Annotated in this window: 13 protein-coding genes and 1 tRNA gene; 5 read left to right on the top strand and 9 right to left on the bottom strand. The window is 44.6% G+C overall.

All coding sequences use genetic code 11. The features are described from left to right. Positions 1-16: 16 nt before the first annotated feature. Entirely contained in the window at positions 17-1450 is a 1434-nt protein-coding gene (locus PCC7418_RS06320; protein ID WP_015225350.1) for a DUF697 domain-containing protein, read from the top strand. A 29-nt stretch (positions 1451-1479) separates the two neighbouring features. On the opposite strand, the gene PCC7418_RS06315 is transcribed toward PCC7418_RS06320, so the two are convergent. Then, complete coding sequence (locus PCC7418_RS06315) at positions 1480-1767, bottom strand: hypothetical protein (protein WP_015225349.1); 288 nt, start codon at positions 1765-1767, stop codon at positions 1480-1482. 136 nt (positions 1768-1903) lie between these two features. Here PCC7418_RS06315 and PCC7418_RS06310 point away from each other — a divergent pair, with 136 nt between their 5' ends. Beyond that, positions 1904-2467, top strand: coding sequence for a Uma2 family endonuclease (locus PCC7418_RS06310; protein ID WP_015225348.1), 564 nt, complete (start codon positions 1904-1906; stop codon positions 2465-2467). 115 nt (positions 2468-2582) lie between these two features. On the opposite strand, the gene PCC7418_RS06305 is transcribed toward PCC7418_RS06310, so the two are convergent. Beyond that, positions 2583-4781 carry a hypothetical protein gene (locus PCC7418_RS06305; protein ID WP_015225347.1) on the bottom strand — a complete coding sequence of 733 codons (2199 nt, stop codon included), beginning with the start codon at positions 4779-4781 and terminating at the stop codon, positions 2583-2585. Positions 4782-5132: 351 nt separating this feature from the next. On the opposite strand from PCC7418_RS06305, the gene PCC7418_RS06300 reads away from it, so the two are divergent. Then, positions 5133-6545, top strand: a complete 1413-nt coding sequence (locus PCC7418_RS06300) for a CHAT domain-containing protein (RefSeq protein ID WP_015225346.1) — start codon at positions 5133-5135, stop codon at positions 6543-6545. A gap of 114 nt (positions 6546-6659) precedes the next feature. After that, positions 6660-8909 carry an ATP-dependent helicase gene (locus PCC7418_RS06295; protein WP_015225345.1) on the top strand — a complete coding sequence of 750 codons (2250 nt, stop codon included), beginning with the start codon at positions 6660-6662 and terminating at the stop codon, positions 8907-8909. Between the two features lie 28 nt (positions 8910-8937). Here PCC7418_RS06295 and PCC7418_RS06290 read toward each other — a convergent pair. The 3 genes from PCC7418_RS06290 to PCC7418_RS06280 all read right to left on the bottom strand — a co-directional run bounded on the left by PCC7418_RS06290 (position 8938) and on the right by PCC7418_RS06280 (position 10589). Continuing rightward, positions 8938-9010 (bottom strand) — tRNA-Ala (locus PCC7418_RS06290). Positions 9011-9012: 2 nt separating this feature from the next. After that, positions 9013-9726: an HAD family phosphatase gene (locus PCC7418_RS06285; RefSeq protein WP_015225344.1), complete on the bottom strand. Its 714-nt coding sequence runs from the start codon at positions 9724-9726 to the stop codon at positions 9013-9015. Positions 9727-9728: 2 nt separating this feature from the next. Then, positions 9729-10589, bottom strand: a complete 861-nt coding sequence (locus tag PCC7418_RS06280) for a class I SAM-dependent methyltransferase (RefSeq protein WP_015225343.1) — start codon at positions 10587-10589, stop codon at positions 9729-9731. A gap of 73 nt (positions 10590-10662) precedes the next feature. Here PCC7418_RS06280 and csaB point away from each other — a divergent pair, with 73 nt between their 5' ends. Further along, positions 10663-11703, top strand: a complete 1041-nt coding sequence (gene csaB / locus PCC7418_RS06275; RefSeq protein ID WP_015225342.1) for a polysaccharide pyruvyl transferase CsaB — start codon at positions 10663-10665, stop codon at positions 11701-11703. 8 nt (positions 11704-11711) lie between these two features. On the opposite strand, the gene gltD is transcribed toward csaB, so the two are convergent. From gltD to PCC7418_RS06255, 4 genes are all read right to left on the bottom strand, one after another. Further along, a complete protein-coding gene (gene gltD / locus PCC7418_RS06270) occupies positions 11712-13190 on the bottom strand; it encodes a glutamate synthase small subunit (protein ID WP_015225341.1) in 1479 nt (492 codons plus the stop codon). Between the two features lie 72 nt (positions 13191-13262). Beyond that, a complete protein-coding gene (gltB, locus tag PCC7418_RS06265; protein WP_015225340.1) occupies positions 13263-17870 on the bottom strand; it encodes a glutamate synthase large subunit in 4608 nt (1535 codons plus the stop codon). A 613-nt stretch (positions 17871-18483) separates the two neighbouring features. Then, positions 18484-19644, bottom strand: coding sequence for an IS200/IS605 family element RNA-guided endonuclease TnpB (tnpB, locus tag PCC7418_RS06260; protein WP_015225339.1), 1161 nt, complete (start codon positions 19642-19644; stop codon positions 18484-18486). Between the two features lie 132 nt (positions 19645-19776). Next, positions 19777-20031, bottom strand: coding sequence for a DUF3146 family protein (locus PCC7418_RS06255; RefSeq protein ID WP_015225338.1), 255 nt, complete (start codon positions 20029-20031; stop codon positions 19777-19779). Positions 20032-20184 lie beyond the last annotated feature (153 nt).

Genomic DNA, 20184 nt, shown 5'->3' with positions numbered 1-20184 from the left:
TAAGGGAGAATAGATTATGGTGCTGCAACTACGAAAGCCAATTTTAGTCACGGGTGTCGGCTTATCCTTTTTATTGTGGATTGGTTCAACGCTGCAAGATTCTTTAATGGGTATAGGAGAATTGGGTATTCCTGGCGCGATCGCGCTGGGAAGTGGTCTCTGGTGGTGGCGATCGCGACAAAGCAAAACTGCTGTTTCTCCCATTGAAACTCCCATTGATCAAACCGCAGTGGATGAAATCCTCAAAGCCACCCAAGCCATTTTCAATAAAATTACCACTGAAGCACCAGAAACTGATATTTCTCACCTCCAACAGCGTCTTGATCAACTCCCTGATCAACTCAACCGTGACCACTTCCAGATTGCCATTACTGGCGGAAAAAGTGTCGGCAAAACACACCTCAAATCAGCCCTCACTCTTTCTTCACACAGTCTCCTCGAAACCCCTGCCCTGTATCAAAAAAATAGTGATAGCGCAGCCATTGAAAACAGCGTTCTCCCTTGCGAAATTGCGATTTTTGTGGTCAATGGCGACCTCACCGACTCCGAATATCAAACTATAAAAAAATGGAGTCAACTGCAACAAAAAATCTTACTCGTCTTTAACAAACAAGATCACTATTCTCCCGAACAACAAGCCGTCATCCTAAAGCAACTGAAAACTCGCCTCAGCGATCTTATTCCCGAAACAGATATCATCAGCACCACCGCAGCACCCGCACCGATTAAAGTGCGAAAATTTAAAGCGGATAACACTCACCAAGAGTGGGAAGAAACCCCAGAACCGCAAATTGAAACTTTAGGAACACGGTTAAAAACCCTCCTCAGCGAAGAAAAACAAACTCTCCTTTATCAAAGCACTTGGCGCAAAACTTATCTTTTGAAGCAAGAAGCAAAAGCCATTCTCAATGATATTCGCCGTCAACGGGCGATGCCTTATATTGAACAATATCAATGGGTCGCAGCAGGGGCTGCTTTTGCCAATCCAGTTAGTAGTTTAGACTTACTCGCCACCGCAGCAATTAACGCTCAATTGGTGTTTGATTTAGGTAAACTGTATCAACCACAATTTTCTTGGCAACAAGCCCAAACCGTTGCTGGAACTTTGGGTAAACAAATGGTGCAGTTGGGGTTAGTAGAATTTTCCACCCAAACCATGACCAGTGTCTTAAAAGCCAACGCCTTCACTTATCTCGCTGGGGGAACGGTACAAGGATTAAGTGCTGCCTATCTCACGCGCATTGCTGGGTTAAGTTTAATCGAATATTTCCAAGAACAAGAACTGAGTCAAGAAACTGGAGAAACCTTAAACCTGAATCGCTTACAAACGAAGTTGCAAGAAGTCTTCCAGAACAATCAACGCACTGCACTGTTTAAGAGCATCCTGCAAAAAGGAAAAGAAAAGTTGTTTCAGCAGACTAATGTCTCACAATCTTATGTCAATTCTTAGACATTAAAGGCTTGCAATTGAGTCAAAAGCTAAATGGTATCTAACTCTTGATGCCAAGTTTTAATGACTTGTTGAGAAATATGCTTCCCTTTCCTCTCTGCGAGCATTTTTGCCATTGTTTTCACTTCAGCAACCCTTTTATCTGATTGACTGACAAAAGATTCAAAACGTAGGTTGGGTTGAGGTAAGGAAACCCAACACCAGCAAGGGTCTAAGCTCGAATAACCCTGATTCAGAGAAAAACCTTCTGCTTGTAGTTTCGGTTCCAGTTCAACGTCCTGAGTTAAAGTTTGTCCTGTTTGCTTTTTATACTGCACACACAAGGCTTTTTGCGTTTAGAAGATGATAAAACTCAATTATTGTCAAAGTCTAATTTAGACGTTAAATGCGGAGTTAATTTACATTAAAATAGAGAGCGAGTTCTGAGTTTGGCAAATAAAAGGGTAAACCCAAATGTTACAAACATCATCTAAAACACTGACCTTGACGGAGTTTTTGCAATTACCAGAAACAAAGCCAGCGAGCGAATACATTGATAGTCAAATTATTCAGAAACCAATGCCTCAAGGTAAACACAGTGTTATCCAAGGAGAACTCGTATCTGCTATCAATGGTATAGTTAAGTCTAAGCGTATCGCTCGTGCGTTTCCTGAGCTACGTTGTACCTTTGGTGGCCGTTCAACTGTTCCTGATATTGCAGTCTTTCTTTGGAACCGCATTCCCCGTGATCAGAATGGGGCAGTAGCTAATACATTTCCTGTTGCGCCAGATTGGACAATTGAAATTCTATCTCCTGATCAAAGCCAGACAAAAGTAACAAAAAATATCCTTCATTGCCTAAAATATGAAACCCAAATGGGGTGGTTAATCGATCCAGATGAACAAACTGTGTTTGTCTATCGTCAAAATCAAAAACCTGAAGTCTTGGATGAACCAGATCAAGTTCTTCCAATGCCGTCATTTGCAAACGAAGTTCAGCTTACAATCAAAGATTTATTTGCTTGGCTATGGGAGTAAAAATTGGGTTGTTAACAGCATTAAGTCATTCACTATATTTAGAAATTTGAGAAATCGTTTTCCTAAAATGCGGAAGCGCGATCGCGCAGCCTAAAACGCGATCGCGCCACTAAAATTAACCTAACAGTTCAACCGCACGCTTCACTAAGTTTTCCGCCGTAATGCCATTAATTGCCATGACAGCACTGGCGCTAGCTGCCGTTTCGCCACGTTTCCAGGCAAAGGTATCACGAGGGGCGGTACTCCGAAGCATAACTGGTTCTAACATAGCACTAGAGCCACCTGTGACCCCGATTAATGCCTCACCCCCAAATAACTGATTAAAGTCAGCATCGTTGAGGAAACCGCCATCAGCTTGAGCGCAACTGTCCCAAGCCGTATCTGTGGGACGATAGAGACGACGGGGACTGATCACAGAAATCACTTTTGACCCGATTCCTTGTGCTTGTAGTTGTTCCGCTGCTTCTAAAGTGGGGATTAAAGTCATATCGCCAATCACCGCAAAGACAACGGTTTTCTCCCCTGGCATTTCTTGCAGGATAAACCCACCTTTTTCTAACCCGTCTTGGGTTTGTTGGAACGTCGTGCGAATGGGTAAGGGAGATTTAGAGGCGGTAATGGTTACGCCTTTGTTTTTCGTCCCTAATGCCCAGTCATAACAAACTTGAATGCTATTGGCATCACAGGGGAATAAGGGGAAGACATTGCCATTACGCATCATCCCCGCAAAATAGTTTTCAATTTCAGGACGTTGGTGGGTCCAACCATTGCGCCCTTGTTCCAATGCGCCCGCCGTGAATAAAGTAATAGTAGAAGGGGTGGGACGGCGTAATTCTGCCATCGCTTGGGTGACGGTTTGCCAAATCGGTAAGCCATTAATGGCAAAGGATTCATAAGAACACCAGAGCGTCCGCGCCCCAAATAACGCTGAACTGGCAGCTAAACCCGCACAAGCATCTTCACTGAGGGGTTCATACACTTGACCCTTCGGTCCTTGAAAATACAAATCATCAGGGGTAGGGTGAATAATTTTCAGGGCTTGGTTAACGTTATTAATCCCAGAGGCTGCATTTCCATCAGCATTGGTAAGGACGAAGTTGGGGTCTTGTTTACCGACGTGCGCGATCAGTTCGCCCATTGCTGTTGTAGCAACTTTTTTCTCGCCACCAATCGGGTGTTCTTCTAAGGGGAGTTGACCTAGATCGGGAAGGGGTAATTCAAATTCCGTTTTCACCAAACTAACTGCAGGACCTCCAGCAGCCCGTTCAAAATTGCTGCGAACTAGTTGCCAGGCTTCTGGTGACAAAGACCGTTCTTGTAGGGCGTTGACAATATCTTCATTGTCGAGAGTATGATACCCATACAGGTTATGGGCTTTTGCACCGCGATCGTGAACGCCCGCCCCTTTCAACTGTTTGATAATTAAGACGGTGAGTTTACCACTCATTGCGGACTTCGCAGCTTTATCGGTTGCTTCAAGAACCGCTTGCGTAAATTCTAGCCGTTTCGCAAAAGAGAACGCGGTACTATCTACATAATCCCCACTTTGATTAGCATCATCATAGTCTTTGGCATTAACTAAAATGACTTCTTGGAAGCCATTGCCTTCCCAATATTCAATCATTTCTTGGTTAGGCTTCGTGGAAACCATGCTGTGGTGTTCTTGGGAATAGCCATTCCAAACCAGAATCGGGAGGAAGTTGGTAACATCAGGATAAGCGGTGTGGAAATGAGCCATACTGCTCATTACGTAGGGTTCACCGATTCCGCCATCGCCAATGGTAACCGGGAAGAGAATGTCGGGATGAAGTCGCGCCCCTGCCATCGCAAAGTGTTGTCCTTGTCCAAGAGGACCTGCAGGGTTTAGCAATCCTGGAATTTGTCCTGACAGGTGTCCTAATAGCCCTTTGTGTTCCCGAAACCGATCGCGCAAGTGTTGAACATTTTCAATGCCCATCTCTTCCAAAGAGCGATCAAGGAACATATTACTGTAAAAGCCTGGGGCATGGTGTCCCACTTCTGTAATAATATGCTTATGACCGAGCATCACCAGTGCAGCAATCCCTTCTGCGATACTGGCAAATCCCCCAGGGTGTCCTGAGGCTTTCGAGGCAGTCATTTGTAAGGTTAGATAACGCAGGGCATCTGCACCAAGCAGGGTTTGATAGACGGCACTCGCATCACTCGGCGATGAAACTTGTGTTTTTCCCTCAGCAATGGCTGGGGCTTGACCATATTTTTCAAATTCAGGAAGTTGTTCGGCAAAATATTGAATTCCTTGACAAAATGCTGGAATTGCGCTAGCAACTGTCATTATAATTAAATCCTTTTTTATTGGGTCAGCACGATTATTAAATTGATCTTACAATTTTATGGGCAAGAACTGTTGCCAAATTCGGGAACAGAATCTTATATCGATAAGATAGAGTCATTTCTATCGCATTTTGGGGTTAATTTAGGTAAAGGGTATATTCAATCAAGATAGTGTTTCTTAGATATATAGCAGTTCTAATTCTTATGTAAAAACTTGATTAACCGTTCCCCCCTTCGTAAGGGGGGCGAGGGGGGATTAATTTAAAATTCTTATGGGATTGCTATAGTATTTTTAACCCTGATGAGAGATAGCAGTATAGAAAAATCCTGATCATTTGAGAAGAAAATTAAAATGAAACTGCTGATAAATTGCTTCCTAATTGGTTGTTCTACGTTTACTTTTCAGTTTCCAGCTTTAGCTGAACCACTGACAAAACAAACCAATATCTTCACTCAAGCTACGCCAAGCATTACTGATCCAGAGGAAGTGCTTGATATTGTTTCTTCTATGGAAAAGACATGGGAAGACCAATATGCTGATCATCTTGATCTATCTTTTTCTTCATCAGAATCAACTGATAACATTTCTCCGAATGTACGAACCATCCAAACGTCTTTAGTAACACCGACAGCCGTTGAACAAAATTTGAAAAAAGGAAAACAGCTAACTCAGAGTCGTGCTGCATTTATCTGGATAAATGCCTATCCTGAGTATTTAAGAATTACAATTAGCACCGAAAATAAAACTCAGGTTTATGATATAAATGTTTCTAGAGCAGAGGTGATGACTGAAGTTGAAGCGTTTGTTAAAGCCCTTAGAAATCCTTATTTGAGTCCGAAAAGTGACTATTTACCTCCCGCCCAAAAACTTTATCAATGGATCATTCAACCTCTAGCTTCAACCCTAGATGAGGATAAAATCGACTCTTTGATTTTCTGTTTAGGAAAAGGCTTAAGAATCTTACCCCTTTCTGCACTACATGATGGTGAAAAGTTTCTAGTTGAAGACTATGCAGTGAGTCGTCTTCCTGCTTTTTCTTTGACTGATATGACAGCAGAATCTCTGAATAATCAAAATATATTAGCCATGGGGGCTTCGGAGTTTGAAGAGTTAATTTCTTTACCTGCTGTTCCCATTGAATTAAATACTATCATTGGAGAAGATGGGAAGGGAGAAAGTTTTCTGAATCAAGATTTTACCCTTGATAATCTAAGATCGCAAATAGAAACTGATCCTTTTGGTATTGTTCATTTAGCAACTCATGCCAAAATTGAATCTGGAAAGCCCAAAAACTCATATATCCAATTTTGGAATGAACAATTGAATCTAGATGAAGTTCCACGATTATCGCAACAAACAGGATGGTCAAATCTAAAATTATTGGTTTTAAGTGCTTGCGAAACCGCCGTGATTAATCAAGAAAATAATACCATTGATGAACAAGTTGAAATGAGTTTTGCTGGACTGGCGTTACAAGCTGGGGTAAAAGCTGTGATTGCAAGTTCTTGGGATATTAGTGATCAAGGAACATTGGGATTAATGGCTCAATTTTATCAGGAGTTACCCACTGCGCCAACAAAAACGATCGCGCTGCAACGCGCCCAACTTGCTTTACTCAATAAAAATGTTCGCCTAGAAGGAGAAAACTTATCGAATGTTCGCAGTAGTACCCCGCTTCCAGAAACTTCAGTGCTAAATCGCCCCCAAGACTTTTCCCACCCCTATTATTGGTCAACATTTACTGTTATTGGTAATCCTTGGTAATTTTATCAGTGACCAGTGATCAGTGATCAGTTACCAGTTACCAGTTACCAGTGACTAGTTACCAGTTACCAGTTACCAAAGAACCAAGAACCAAGAACCAAGAACATAAGACTAATGACTATAGAATTAAGAAATCGCTTAAGAATTGGACAACAACCGTTAGCTGACTGGGAAGGGGGAAAACTGGCGGTTTCGGCGGTACCTGGTGCGGGAAAGTCAACGGGAATGGCGATCGCTGCTGCAATCGCGATCGCGCGTCATAATCTAAATATGAAACAGCAGTTAATTGTGGTCACGTTTACTCGTTCCGCTGCTGCGAGTATTAATACGAAAATTAGCGAAAATCTCAAAGAATTACAATATCCCAATACAGGATACAGCGTACAAACCTTACACGGACTCGCCCTCAATATTGCGTCTCGTTACCCCAATTTATCAAGATTAAACCCCGATACGACCACTTTAGTCAGTCCTAGCCAAAACCATCGTCTGGTGAAAGAAACCGTCGAAACTTGGATCAGCCGTTATCCCCAAGAATACAAAACTTTGCTAGAGGGAAGAGTGTTTGATGGGGAAGAAACGGAACGTTTGCGCCGTCAGTCGGTATTACGAACAGAAGTCTTACCGAAGTTAACCCAAACCGCCGTTCAAGAAGCGAAAAGTTCTGGGTTATCTCCAGAGGCGTTATGGGACTTGAGTTGGCAAAATCAAGACCCATATAATACCCTTGGGGTTACTGCGGGATTGTATGAAATTTACACAGAGATTGCCAAATCGCGCAGTTTAATCGACTACAATGATATGATTCTCGGTGCGTTACGAGTTTTAGAGTCCTCTGTGGTCGCAGAACAACTGCAAGGACAAATTTATGGGGTGTTTGAAGACGAAGCGCAAGATTCTAGCCCGTTACAAGCGAAACTTCTTGATATTCTCGCCAGTGATATTAATAACCCAGAACTTCCACCGAATCTCGTGCGGGTAGGCGATCCCAACCAAGCGATTAATTCTACGTTTACCCCCGCCGATCCCATCTATTTCCGCCATTTTTGTGAAAGTTGCGCGGAAGAAAACCGTTTAGCGGAGATGAAAGAAGCGGGACGCAGCAGCCAGATTATTATTAACATTGCAAACTATTTTCTGCGCTGGGGAAACCAGAATCATCCCCAAGAAATTCCCTTTCGGGTGCAAGATATTTTTCCTGTTCCTGCGAATGACCCGCAACCCGATGCGAATCCTTCTCCCACGGATAACGGTTTAGAAATTCACACGCCAAAAGATATTTATGAAACCGTCTCTTTAATGCGCGATCGCGTGAAGACTTTACTCATAGAAAATCCCAACCATAATGCAGCAATTCTAGTCCGTAACAACCGCCAAGGGACATTTCTCGCGGAAAGTTTAATCGATCTACAACATGATCACGACATTCGCATCTATGAAGCCAGTCAAACCAATCGTTTCTCTCAAATTCCCATTGAGATTTTAAGCCTCTTACAGTTTCTCAATCGCCCTCATTCCAGCGAATACACCAAAGCAGCGTTAGAGGTTTTAACCCAACGCAGTTTAATCCCCAAACAAGATCTTAACGCCCTTGCTACTTACCCTGAAAAATTCCTGTATCCCACCCCCCTTGATCTCCCGCAAAGTGAATCGGTCAAAAAAGCAGCCCAATATTGTCGGAGTCTTCTTAAAGCCAGGATTGAACTTCCCAGTTATCAACTGATTTCGTTTCTCGGCTTAACTTTAAATTATCAGGCTTCGGAACTGGCGACGGTGCAAAAATTAGCGGAACGAGTGCGTCAAGAAACACAGGGACGGAGTGCTGTTGTTGATATTATCGCTGCCCTTCAGGAAATTATCAATACCGAACAATTTCTAGGAATTGATGAAGACAGTGATAGTCAATATGTGAAACCGAAACAAGTTACAATTATTACCATGCACAAAGCAAAAGGACTGGATTGGGATTATGTCTTTATTCCCTTCCTCCATAAAGATAACCTTCCAGGTCAACCTCGTGTTCCCACACCACAGAAATTTATTGGCGACTTTACCTTATCAGAAGTAGCGCGATCGCGCATTCGAGAGATTGTCCACAGCCAGTATAAACAAGAACCGATTACCCTCGATAAACCCATTACCGCTTGGAAAAAAGCGGGTGAACTGCAAACCGCAGAAGAATACCGTCTCTTTTATGTCGCCATGACTCGCGCTAAACGATTACTCTGGTTATCCGCAGCACAAAAAGCCCCCTTTCGCTGGAATCAGTTTAACCTCAAAGGCGCAAATCCCCTCCAAGATAAAGATCCCTCTCCTTTCTTCCCCGTATTAAAAAAACAGTTTCCTGATGCAGTTTCTGACTAAGCGCGATCGTGGTTATAGTGCTACTTGATGGAGAATAGGGGACTCGAACCCCTGACCTCTGCGGTGCGATCGCAGCGCTCTACCAACTGAGCTAATTCCCCGTTCAACCCCTGATCTTAACATTGGCAAGGGCTTCTTTGACTCGTTCTAGTTCTAATTCTTGCAGATAATCCACTGTCCAGTTCGCTTGTCGTTGTAACATATGGAAGGGATAAGTATTGGCGACACCAACCACTTCCATTTGAGCGCGTTTCGCTGCTTGGATACCACTGGGGGTATCTTCAATCACAAGACATTGCTCTGGTTTTAAGTCTAAGTCAGAATACTGCTGGTTTAAGTGTTCCACAGCCATTAAATAGCCTTCTGGGTCTGGTTTGCTTTTGCTAATGTCATCACTGGTTAAGACCACCGCAAAGGCTTCTCTAATTTTAATGCGGTTTAAGATATATTCCACATTTTCGCGACGCGCCCCTGTGACTAAACCAAGGACTAAACCCGCCCCCCATAACTCCCGAATAAAGACATCAACCCCTTGATACACGGGGAGTTTGTCTTCTGCTTCCATTAATTCTTGATATTTCTGGACTTTTTTCGTTAACAGTCCGTCTAAATAGTCTTCTGTGACCACTCGCCCTCTTTTTTCTAGAATAGCAGCCAGACAAGCGCGATCGCTGCGTCCTAAACAAAGTTCATCATGTTCTTTCGCATCAGGGCGTAAGTTTTCCCCTAATAAAATCTCTTCAATTAAATCTTTATGAATCGACTCATCGTTAATAATTACGCCGTTAAAATCAAATAATACCGCTTTTAAAGTCATATTTACGCAGGGGCTGTTGCTGTTATGTTATCTTCATTTTCTTCTACCGTGACAGCAGATGGATTAGAAACGGGTTGCGGTTTGTATCCCACATTTACCTGATGCAATCCCCAGATGAAATCGGTTTCACACGCAATAAATCCCGCATTTTCTAGCCATGTTTTGACATTGCCTTGGGCATACTCTTGAATATAAGGTTCTTCAAAGATATTGGTTAACCAGTCTGTATTTCTGAGTGTTTCTTGATTTCCATCGAGTAATAAAAATTGTCCACCGCCTTTGAGTAATCGAAAGGCTTCTCGCAAAATCGCTTGACTGATGCTGACAGGGGTTTCATGGAATAAAAGCGAGGCTGTCACCAAATCAAAGGTTTCTGCTTGCAGTTGTGTGTCTTCTGCTTTCCCGTGACACCATTGAATGGGAAGATTTTGGGCTTTGTATTCTGCAACCACTAGCATATAAGGGGATAAGTCTAAACCAATCACTTCCGCGTTGGGAAAGGCTTGTTGCAGTAAAATTGTGGTTGAACCCGTGCCACATCCTAAATCTAAAATCCGTTGCGGTTGTCCTTTTACACACTTCACTGCATCTTCTCGCACCCAAGTTTCATGGGGAGGGACAAAATAGCGGGTAATCGCATCGTAAGTAATCGCAGCATCCTTATTCAGATAACCGTTGAGGACACCATGAAAATTTTGCGATTGGTAGTAATTCGGATATTCTAGGGTAGGGTTGGTCACGCGATCGCGCTGTTGTTCCCAATCAATCTTGTCAGCTAATTCCTTCATCTGTTCTTGATCAAGGAAGTTACCCATGATCGGCTTTAAAAATTGTTCCCAAAGGGTATCAGTCCGTACAGTCATCGCTTTTTCGGTGAGCAACTAAAGAGCATTCTTAACAAATTTTAACGTTTAATGGCAGGTCAAAAGCGTTCAGATGCAACAAAAGCCCAATTCTCAAACAGCAATTCTCTGTGGCTATTACGGTCAGGATAACGTTGGCGATGAAGCCCTCCTCATGACCTTAATCCAAATGCTTCCCTCACATATCCAACCGATTGTTTTATCAGCAAACCCCCAACAAACCAAAGAAACCCTCAAAGTTGCTGCGATTCCAAATCGGTCGGCGTTTCCGATTTTAGAAGCCATGGAAAAAGCCGATTATTTTATTTGGGGTGGGGGAAGTTTAATGCAGGATGTAACCAGTTTCCGCAGTCCAATTTATTATGGGGGATTAATGGCGTTAGCCCAACAACGAGGCTTAAAAACCATTGCTTGGGCGCAAGGGGTGGGTCCGTTGAAGTCTGCGTTTTCTCGGTGGTTGACGCGGAAGACTTTAATCGGTTGTGACCAAATTAGTGTGCGCGATCGCGCTTCTGTGGAATTATTAAGCACTTGGGGCTTATCTCCCCTCATCGCACCCGATCCCGTTTGGGCGTTGGAAAGTAAGCCGTTTCCTGAATTATGGAGACTTCCCGCACCGAGAGTCGCGGTGACTTTGCGCCAACACCCGCAACTGACTCGCGCTAAAATGCAAGCTCTCACTCAGGCGCTGATTTCATTGCAGAAAGCAACGGATACCTGTATTTTACTCGTTCCCTTTCAACCGCAAGATCAATCCCTTGCTGAAGAGATGGCGAAACAACTTCCTGATCCGAAAGCGGTGATTAGTGGCGAATCTCCCACCCGCTTAAAACGGATGTTTCGAGGGGTGGAAATGGCGATTGGGATGCGTTACCACAGTTTAATTATGGCAGCCTCAGAAGAATGCCGATGTTTTGCCTTGAGTTATGACCCAAAAATGAGTCAACTGATGACCGAGTTTGAGATTCCAGGGTGGGAACTTTCCCATCTTCCTGATGACCCAAACGTAATTACAAAAGCCTGGCTAGACTGTTATGCCAATGGGGAAGGACTAACGCCCGATCAAATTCAATCCCAGCGCGATCGCGCACTAATGCACCAAGACTTATTTTAGTCCAACTTTTAGGGCAAGTCAGTTTCTCCCATCAGATAGCGATCGCATTCTCGCGCCACGCCACGACCTTCGTTAAACGCCCAAACCACAAGGCTTTGTCCGCGACGACAATCACCCGCAGCAAACACACCTGGAATATTGGTCGCATAGTGGTTATATTCCGCTTTAATGTTACTGCGGGGATCTTTTTCCAGTCCTAAGGCATCAAGAAGAGGCTGTTCGGGACTTAAGAAGCCCATGGCGAGTAAAACCAGTTGGGCAGGGATCACTTTTTCGGTTCCAGGTACGGGTTGGGGAATCATGCGACCATTCTCGTCTCTTTCCCATTGCACTTGCACCGTATGAACTGCTTTTAAGTTGCCTTGTTCGTCCCCTTCAAACTGGGTTGCCGAAGTCACATAGCTGCGTGGATCACTACCAAATTTGGCTTCCGCTTCTTCTTGACCGTAATCCAGGCGATAAACTTTCGGCCATTGGGGCCAAGGATTATTAGGGGCGCGTTCTAAAGGCGGTTTGGGCATAATTTCCAGTTGGACAACACTACGACACTCGTGACGCAAAGACGTTCCCACACAGTCGGTTCCCGTATCGCCCCCACCAATAATCACCACATCTTTATCTTTTGCGGAAATCGGGGTTTTGCTGCCATTGAGAATCGCTTGGGTATTCGCTGTCAGGAATTCCATGGCAAAGTGAACCCCTTTTAAGGAACGCCCTTCGATCTTTAAGTCTCTGGGCTGGGTTGACCCCGTACAGAGGACAACCGAGTCGAATTCCTGGACTAATTGGTCAGCTGGTAAATCTTTGCCAATTTCCGTATTGCAAACGAATTTAACCCCTTCTTTTTCTAACAGTTCGATGCGACGGAGAACAACCGCTTGCTTATCCAGTTTCATGTTCGGGATGCCATACATCAGCAGCCCACCCGGACGATCCGCGCGTTCATAAACCGTTACCCAATGACCCGCTTTATTCAATTGGGCAGCAGCACACAAGCCCGCCGGTCCTGACCCCACAACTGCCACAGTTTTACCCGTGCGTTTCTCGGGGGGTTCTGCTGTCACCCAGCCTTCTTCCCAACCTTTTTCAATGATGGAATATTCAATATTTTTAATCGTCACTGGGGGGTTATGAATCCCGAGAACACAAGCGCCTTCGCAGGGGGCTGGACAAACCCGACCGGTAAATTCGGGGAAATTATTGGTTTTGTGCAGGCGATCGAGCGCTTCTTTCCAATGTCCCCGATAAATGAGATCATTCCATTCGGGAATTAAATTATTAATCGGACATCCGCTTGCTGCCCCCCCGATATCAATTCCTGTGTGACAAAAGGGAGTCCCACAGTCCATACACCGCGCGGACTGCGTCTGGAGATCTGCTTCTGGCGTTGTAATGTGAAATTCATCCCAGTTGCGAATCCGTTCTAATGGGGCGACTTCTAAGGGGTTTTCGCGGAGATATTCAATAAAGCCGGTTGGTTTTCCCATGATTTTGTTCTTTGTTCTTTGTTCTTTGTTCTTTGTTCTTTGTTCACTGGTCACTGATCACTGGTCACTAAATCAGCTACCACTGACACGGGCAGCATCACTCACGTTAGCTTCAAACGCAGCCGTTTGCGCTTCTTCTTCACTTAATCCCGACGCGATCGCGCGTTCAATGCCTTCCACCATTCGTTTGAAATCTCTCGGCATTACCTTGACAAATTTAGGAAGATATGGATTCCAAAGAGTCAAGATGCGGGTTGCTTTCGGGCTGTGGGTGTAATGGGCGTGTTTCGCAATCATCTGATAAATGATTTCGCGGTCTTCCTCGTTGAGGGGTTCAATATCTGCCATTTGCGTATTACAACGGCTAGCAAAATCACCCTTCTCATCCAGGATGTAAGCCGTACCGCCACTCATTCCCGCAGCAAAGTTGCGTCCCGTTTTGCCTAGGACAAGCACTTTTCCGCCAGTCATATATTCACACCCGTGATCCCCCACGGATTCCACAACCGCATGAATGCCAGAATTACGAACACAGAAGCGTTCTCCAGCAACGCCAGAGATGTAGGCTTCCCCACTGGTTGCCCCATAAAAGGCAACATTACCGATGACGATATTCTCTTCTGGGGGGAAGGTGGAACCTTTGGGCGGATAGACAATGATTTTTCCGCCACTTAAGCCTTTCCCGAGATAATCGTTGGCATCCCCTTCTAATTCCAGGGTGACTCCTTTCGGCACAAATGCACCAAAACTTTGTCCGGCACTGCCTTGAAAATGCAGTTCAATCGTATCTTCGGGTAAGCCGTGCCAGTGACGTTTGGTAATTTCATTGCCGAGAATCGTTCCCACAACCCGATTCGTATTAGTAATCGGTAGCGTTGCTTTAACGTTCTCTCCTTTCTCAATGGCGGGTTGACACAGATCCAGTAACACGGTCATATCTAAAGACTGGTCTAACCCATGATCTTGGGGAATCTGACAATAACGACCGACATCAGGGGCAACTTGGGGTTGATAGAGAATATTGGAGAGATCGATGCCTTTCGCTTTCCAATGATCCACCGCTTGCTTTGCTTCTAAAACATCGGTTCGTCCCACCATTTCATTGAGGGTACGGAAGCCCAAACTTGCCATAATTTCGCGCAGATCTTGAGCAAGAAACTTCATAAAGTTGACGGTGTAATCAGGATTGCCAATAAAGTTTTTCCGTAGTTGTGGATCTTGGGTGGCAATGCCAGCAGGGCAAGTGTTTTTATGGCACACCCGCATCATGATACAACCAAGGGTAACTAAAGGCGCGGTAGAGAAGCCAAATTCTTCTGCCCCTAATAGGGTCGCCATTGCAATATCGCGTCCCGTTTTCATTTGACCATCGGTTTCAACCGCGATGCGACTGCGGAGGTTATTTAAAACTAAGGTTTGATGGGTTTCGGCTAATCCTAATTCCCAAGGGAGTCCCGCGTGTTTAATGGAGGTTTGCGGAGATGCCCCAGTTCCGCCATCAAAGCCTGAAATTAAGACCACATCCGCATGGGCTTTAGAAACTCCCGCAGCGATCGTTCCCACGCCTACTTTTGACACCAGTTTGACACTGATTCGTGCTTCACGGTTAGCATTTTTCAAGTCGTGGATTAACTCCGCTAAATCTTCAATGGAGTAAATGTCATGGTGCGGGGGAGGTGAAATTAAACCGACACCAGGCGTAGAATGGCGTACTTTTGCAATCCAAGGATAGACTTTTTTGCCCGGGAGTTGTCCCCCTTCCCCTGGTTTTGCCCCTTGTGCCATTTTGATTTGGATTTCTTTGGCTTGGGAGAGATACAAACTGGTGACCCCAAAGCGACCCGATGCAACTTGCTTAATGGCGCTGTTTTTGGAGTCTCCTTGTTCGTTTTGCCAAGTATAACGTTCGGGATCTTCTCCCCCTTCTCCCGTGTTGGATTTCCCCCCAATGCGATTCATGGCAATGGCGAGGGCTTCATGGGCTTCTTGAGAGATTGACCCATAACTCATTGCACCCGTTTTGAACCGTGTCATAATCGCTTCGATGGGTTCAACTTCTTCTAGGGGAATTGGGTCACGATCTTTATAGTCCAGTAATCCGCGCAGGGTAAACCGTTGCTGATTCTGTTCGTTCACCAGTTGCGCGTATTTTTTATACAGTTCATAATCCCCGGTTTGCACCGCTTGCTGTAGCGTGTGGATGGTTTCGGGATTAAATAAATGGGCTTCTCCATCTTTGCGCCATTGGTATTCCCCACCCGCATCAAGGGTATGTCCGTTGACTTCTCGTTCGGGGAAGGCGTGAGAATGGCGTAAAATGGCTTCTTGCGCGATCGCGCTCAAATCTGCCCCACCAATGCGAGAGGGCGTTCCTTTAAAGTAACGATCAATAACGGCTTCATTGAGTCCAATGGCTTCAAAAATCTGCGCCCCGCGATAACTTTGCAGTGTGGAAATCCCAATCTTAGAAGCGATCTTGATTGTCCCTTTCGTTACCGCTTTCATGTAGTTCTTACAAGCGGTTTTATAATCCACACCCGTGAGTGTCCCTTGAGCAATCATATCCTCTAAGGTCTCAAACGCCAGATAGGGATTAATCGCCCCGCAGCCATAGCCGAGTAATACTGCATAATGATGAACTTCTCTCGGTTCTCCTGATTCTAAAACAATGCCGACGCGGGTGCGGGTGCCTTGTCGAATTAGGTGGTGATGTAAGCCAGACACTGCTAAGAGGGCGGGAATGGGCGCTTTGTTTTTATCGAAATCGCGGTCACTGAGGATGATAATGCTCGTGCCTTGGGAAATCGCGCGATCGACTTGCTGACAAATCTCTTCAATGGCTGATTCTAAGCCAGTAACACCGGTTTTCGGATCGAATAAAATTGGCAAAGTTAGAGAGTGAAAGTCTCCCTCCAACTGTTTGAGTTTCGCCAGTTCGGTATTGGTGATAATCGGGGTTTTTAACTGGATCAGATGACAACTTTCTGGCTTGGGATCAAATAAGTTGCCTTCTGCACCAATGGTGGTCACAGGAGACGTGACAATTTCTTCCCGAATCGAATCAATGGGCGGATTCGTCACCTGTGCAAAGAGTTGTTGAAAATAATCATAAAGGAGCTTGGGACGCTCAGAAAGCACTGCCAACGGGGTATCTGCCCCCATAGAACCAATTGCCTCCACCCCATTTTCGGCCATGGGCTTGAGTAGCATCCGCAGTTCTTCAAAGGTATAGCCAAAGCTGGTTTGTTTCTGGATCGTGGGAATCAGCTTTTCTGAACCCCCCTCAGTCTCTATTAGGGGGGAAGAAAGGGGAGTCGGTTCGGGTAAAGATTCTAAGGGGACTAAATGCTGATCTAACCACTCTTGATAAGGCTGTTCTTCCACAATGGCTTGTTTAATTTCCTCATCAGCGACGATGCGTCCCTCTTCCATATTGACGAGGAACATCCGACCCGGTTCTAAACGCCCTTTTAACGCCACTTGTTCTGGTGCAACGGGTAAAACGCCCGCTTCCGATGCCATAATCACAAAGTTATCTTTGGTCACATAGTAGCGAGAGGGACGTAAGCCATTGCGATCGAGCACGGCTCCCACCATTGTGCCATCGGTAAAAGTAGTAGAAGCAGGACCATCCCAAGGTTCCATTAAGCAAGAATGATATTGATAAAACGCCCGTTTCTCGGCACTGATCGAGTCATCAGTAGTCCACGGTTCTGGGATCATCATCATCATCGCATGAGGCAGCGATCGACCTGCTAAAACCAGCAATTCTAGGGCATTATCAAAAATACTGGAGTCACTGCCTTCAATATCAATTAAATCATGGAGCTTTTTCAGATCATCCCCAAACCGTTCCGATTGAAACAGTGATTCACGGGCGTGCATCCAGTTCACATTCCCGATAATGGTGTTAATTTCCCCATTGTGAGCAATGTAGCGATAGGGGTGGGAGCGTTCCCAACTGGGGAAGGTATTGGTACTAAACCGAGAATGAACTAACGCCAAAGCACTTTTCAAATCGCGATCGTGGAGTTCTGGATAATAATCTCCTAACTGCGCTGGCATCAGCATCCCTTTATAAACCATGGTGCGACAAGACAGACTCGCCCCATACCAAAAAGAGTCCCCTAATTCTCGGCGAATGGCTTGAAACGCCCGTTTGCGAATGATGAATAACTTGCATTCAAAGGCAACTTCGTCTAAACCTGTCTCTCGTTGAATAAAGACTTGCTGCATAAAGGGTTCACTCGCTTGAGCGGTTTCCCCTAAAGATGAATCATCGGTTGGTACATCCCGCCATCCTAAAACCGTTTGTCCTTCTTCGGCGACAATGCTTTCAAAAATACGCCTTCCCTTGTCTCGGATTTCTGGATCACGGGAGGCATACATCATGCCCACGCCATATTCTCCAGGGTTGGGTAAAGCAATATTCTTTTGATGGGCAACTTTTTTTAGAAACTGATGGGGAATTTGCATTAAAATTCCAGCCCCATCACCCGTATTAGTTTCTGCACCACAAGCACCGCGATGTTCCAGATTCTCTAAAATGGTCAAAGCCTGTTCTACCGTTTCATGGGACTTTTGACCATTCATGTGGACAATAAAGCCAACACCGCAAGCATCATGCTCGAAGCGGGGGTCATATAGACCCTGTTTCAGTGGCAGTTGATGATGATTCATTTTTAATCGCAATACTCTCAGAAATAGACAGTCTTTATTACTCAGACATTCCTTGGAATGTCTTGACATTATTATTGGGGTAATTTTGAATCAAAATGAGAGATTTTTTTAGTCTCATGATGAGAACCCATAACAATACTGATCGGTTGATTATTTCAACCGCATCAACAGCGCGATCGTGAACTTGCGCCTGGGTCAAAAGACCGAGCCGTAGTCCCTCACGCTCTAATTTCAATTCTACAGAGAGCAACAGAAGAGTTGGCTTTTTTAATTAAATGTTCAGGATTAAATAACAAAACTTAGCTTAATTTTTCTTAATTCAACAATTTTGTAACAAAAACTACTGCTCTAAAACAGTTCATCCTCATCAAATCGGGTCGATTTTGTTGTGATTAGTTTGTCGTTTTTATAGCGTTTCTTAGTCTGTTGAGGTACCAAGCAAGTCGGTGGAGGTTCATGATGCTTCGCGCGGGCTACGCCCTACGTGGTTCATTGATTAACAAAGAACAAAGAACGAAGAACAAAAATTTAGAATGTACCTCATGAATTCGAGAACTGCTATATTGAACGACTTTGACGACTCCCACGGCTAAAAGCACGTGGGATTCTTCCTTCATTCAGCGAGGCCACTAAAAGCAGTGCCTTTAGATGGTCTTACTCTCTGTCCAGAAGCTGTAGCGATGCGCCCCACCGCCAAAATTCGCAATCCTTCATCTCGAATGTTTTTAGCTGCGTTAATATCTCTATCATGTTGAGTTTCACAGCTAGGACATTCCCAATTTCTAATGTCTAAAGGTAGCGAGTCCACTTGATGCAAACAAGGGTTACAAGTCTTTGAACTGGGAAAGAATCGATCAACTTCAATATAGGTTTTTCCTTCCCACTCTGACTTATACTTAAGCATGGTTAAAAATTGTCCCCAACCAGCATCACTAATTGATTTAGCTAGTTTAGAGTTTTTAACCATGTTTTTCACTGCTAGATTTTCCACCACGATGACTTGGTTTTCGTCAACTAAATTGCGACTTAGTTTGTGGAGGAAATCTTCACGACAGCGAGTAATTTTTTCGTGAACCTTAGCTACTTTGATTCGTGCTTTTCTACGATTATTAGAGCCTTTCTGTTTGCGACTTAACTCTTTTTGCTTATTAGCTAGTTTTTGCTCATATTTGCGATAGTATTTAGGGCTACCGTACTTAAAACCATCGCTAGTAATGGCAAAATCGGAAATACCAAGGTCAACCCCAACTGCTTTTCCTTCTCCACTTGGTTCGGGTTTTTCTGTCCCATCATCAAACAAACAACTAGCGTAATACTGACCAGATGGTGTTTGAGAAACGGTGACAGATTTTAGCTTTCCTGTTGGTTGTCGAGATACCTTGCAGTAAACCTTCCCAAACTTGGGGAGTTTGAGACAATCGTCTTCTAATTTGCAACCTTGAGGAAGTCTAATTGACTGTCGATTTTGCTTTTTCTTGAATTGAGGATATCTCCCACGACCTTCAAAGAAGTTTAGGAACGCACTAGACAAATTGAGAGCAACTTGTTGTAGTGCTTGGGAAGGTGGTTCACTTAGCCACTCATACTCTTTTTTTAAGTTAGGAAGAAGGTTGATTATGTCATTGCGACTTAACCCCTTCCCCGTCTCTTTGTAGGTTTGAGAAGTGAGATTGAGCGCATAGTTATAGAAAAACCGACAAGAACCAAAAGACTTGGCAAGCAAGACTCTTTGCTCTTGATTAGGGTAGATTCTATACTTGAATGCTTTTAACATTTAACAAACTTGCACGACTATGATAGTATTTTAGCACAAACTGATTGAGTTTGCTAAGCTCAAGGCATTGAACCTTTCGCTTAGCTCGCCTTATATCCAAGGTCGGGCATACGCTTGGTTTTACGGCGACTTCTATAATTTTGCTCTCACGATAAATTCATAATCCCCACCTGGTTCAAGTTGATAATCACATCGCTCTAAAAACCGCTCTAAGGGTTCACGAATTAAAGCCCGACCAAGAGAAGGCTGAACAATTAAACGACTTTGCCGAAATTGCCACTGAAACGACCATTCATAACTTCCTGCACTAACTTCTCCTTCAATTTGTCCTTCCCACAAGGATTGGCGGAGAATACGGACATAAGCCGTTGTTTTCGGTACACTCACCACTGACTCCCTACATCAATGACCAACGGTCATCCGCAGGCAAGGGGTCGTCGCCGGAATTCAATTCCGGCGCTCGTGAACCCCGCTCCGTCGTCTCACGGCGGAGTACGGATGACTCTCTCCGAGTCACGATAGCAAATCTCCACAAAGGAG

The organism is Halothece sp. PCC 7418 (assembly GCF_000317635.1).
In the GTDB taxonomy this organism is placed as follows: Bacteria; Cyanobacteriota; Cyanobacteriia; order Cyanobacteriales; family Rubidibacteraceae; genus Halothece.
The sequence above is the reverse complement of the archived record's forward strand: the minus strand, read 5'-3'. Positions and strand labels throughout refer to the sequence as shown.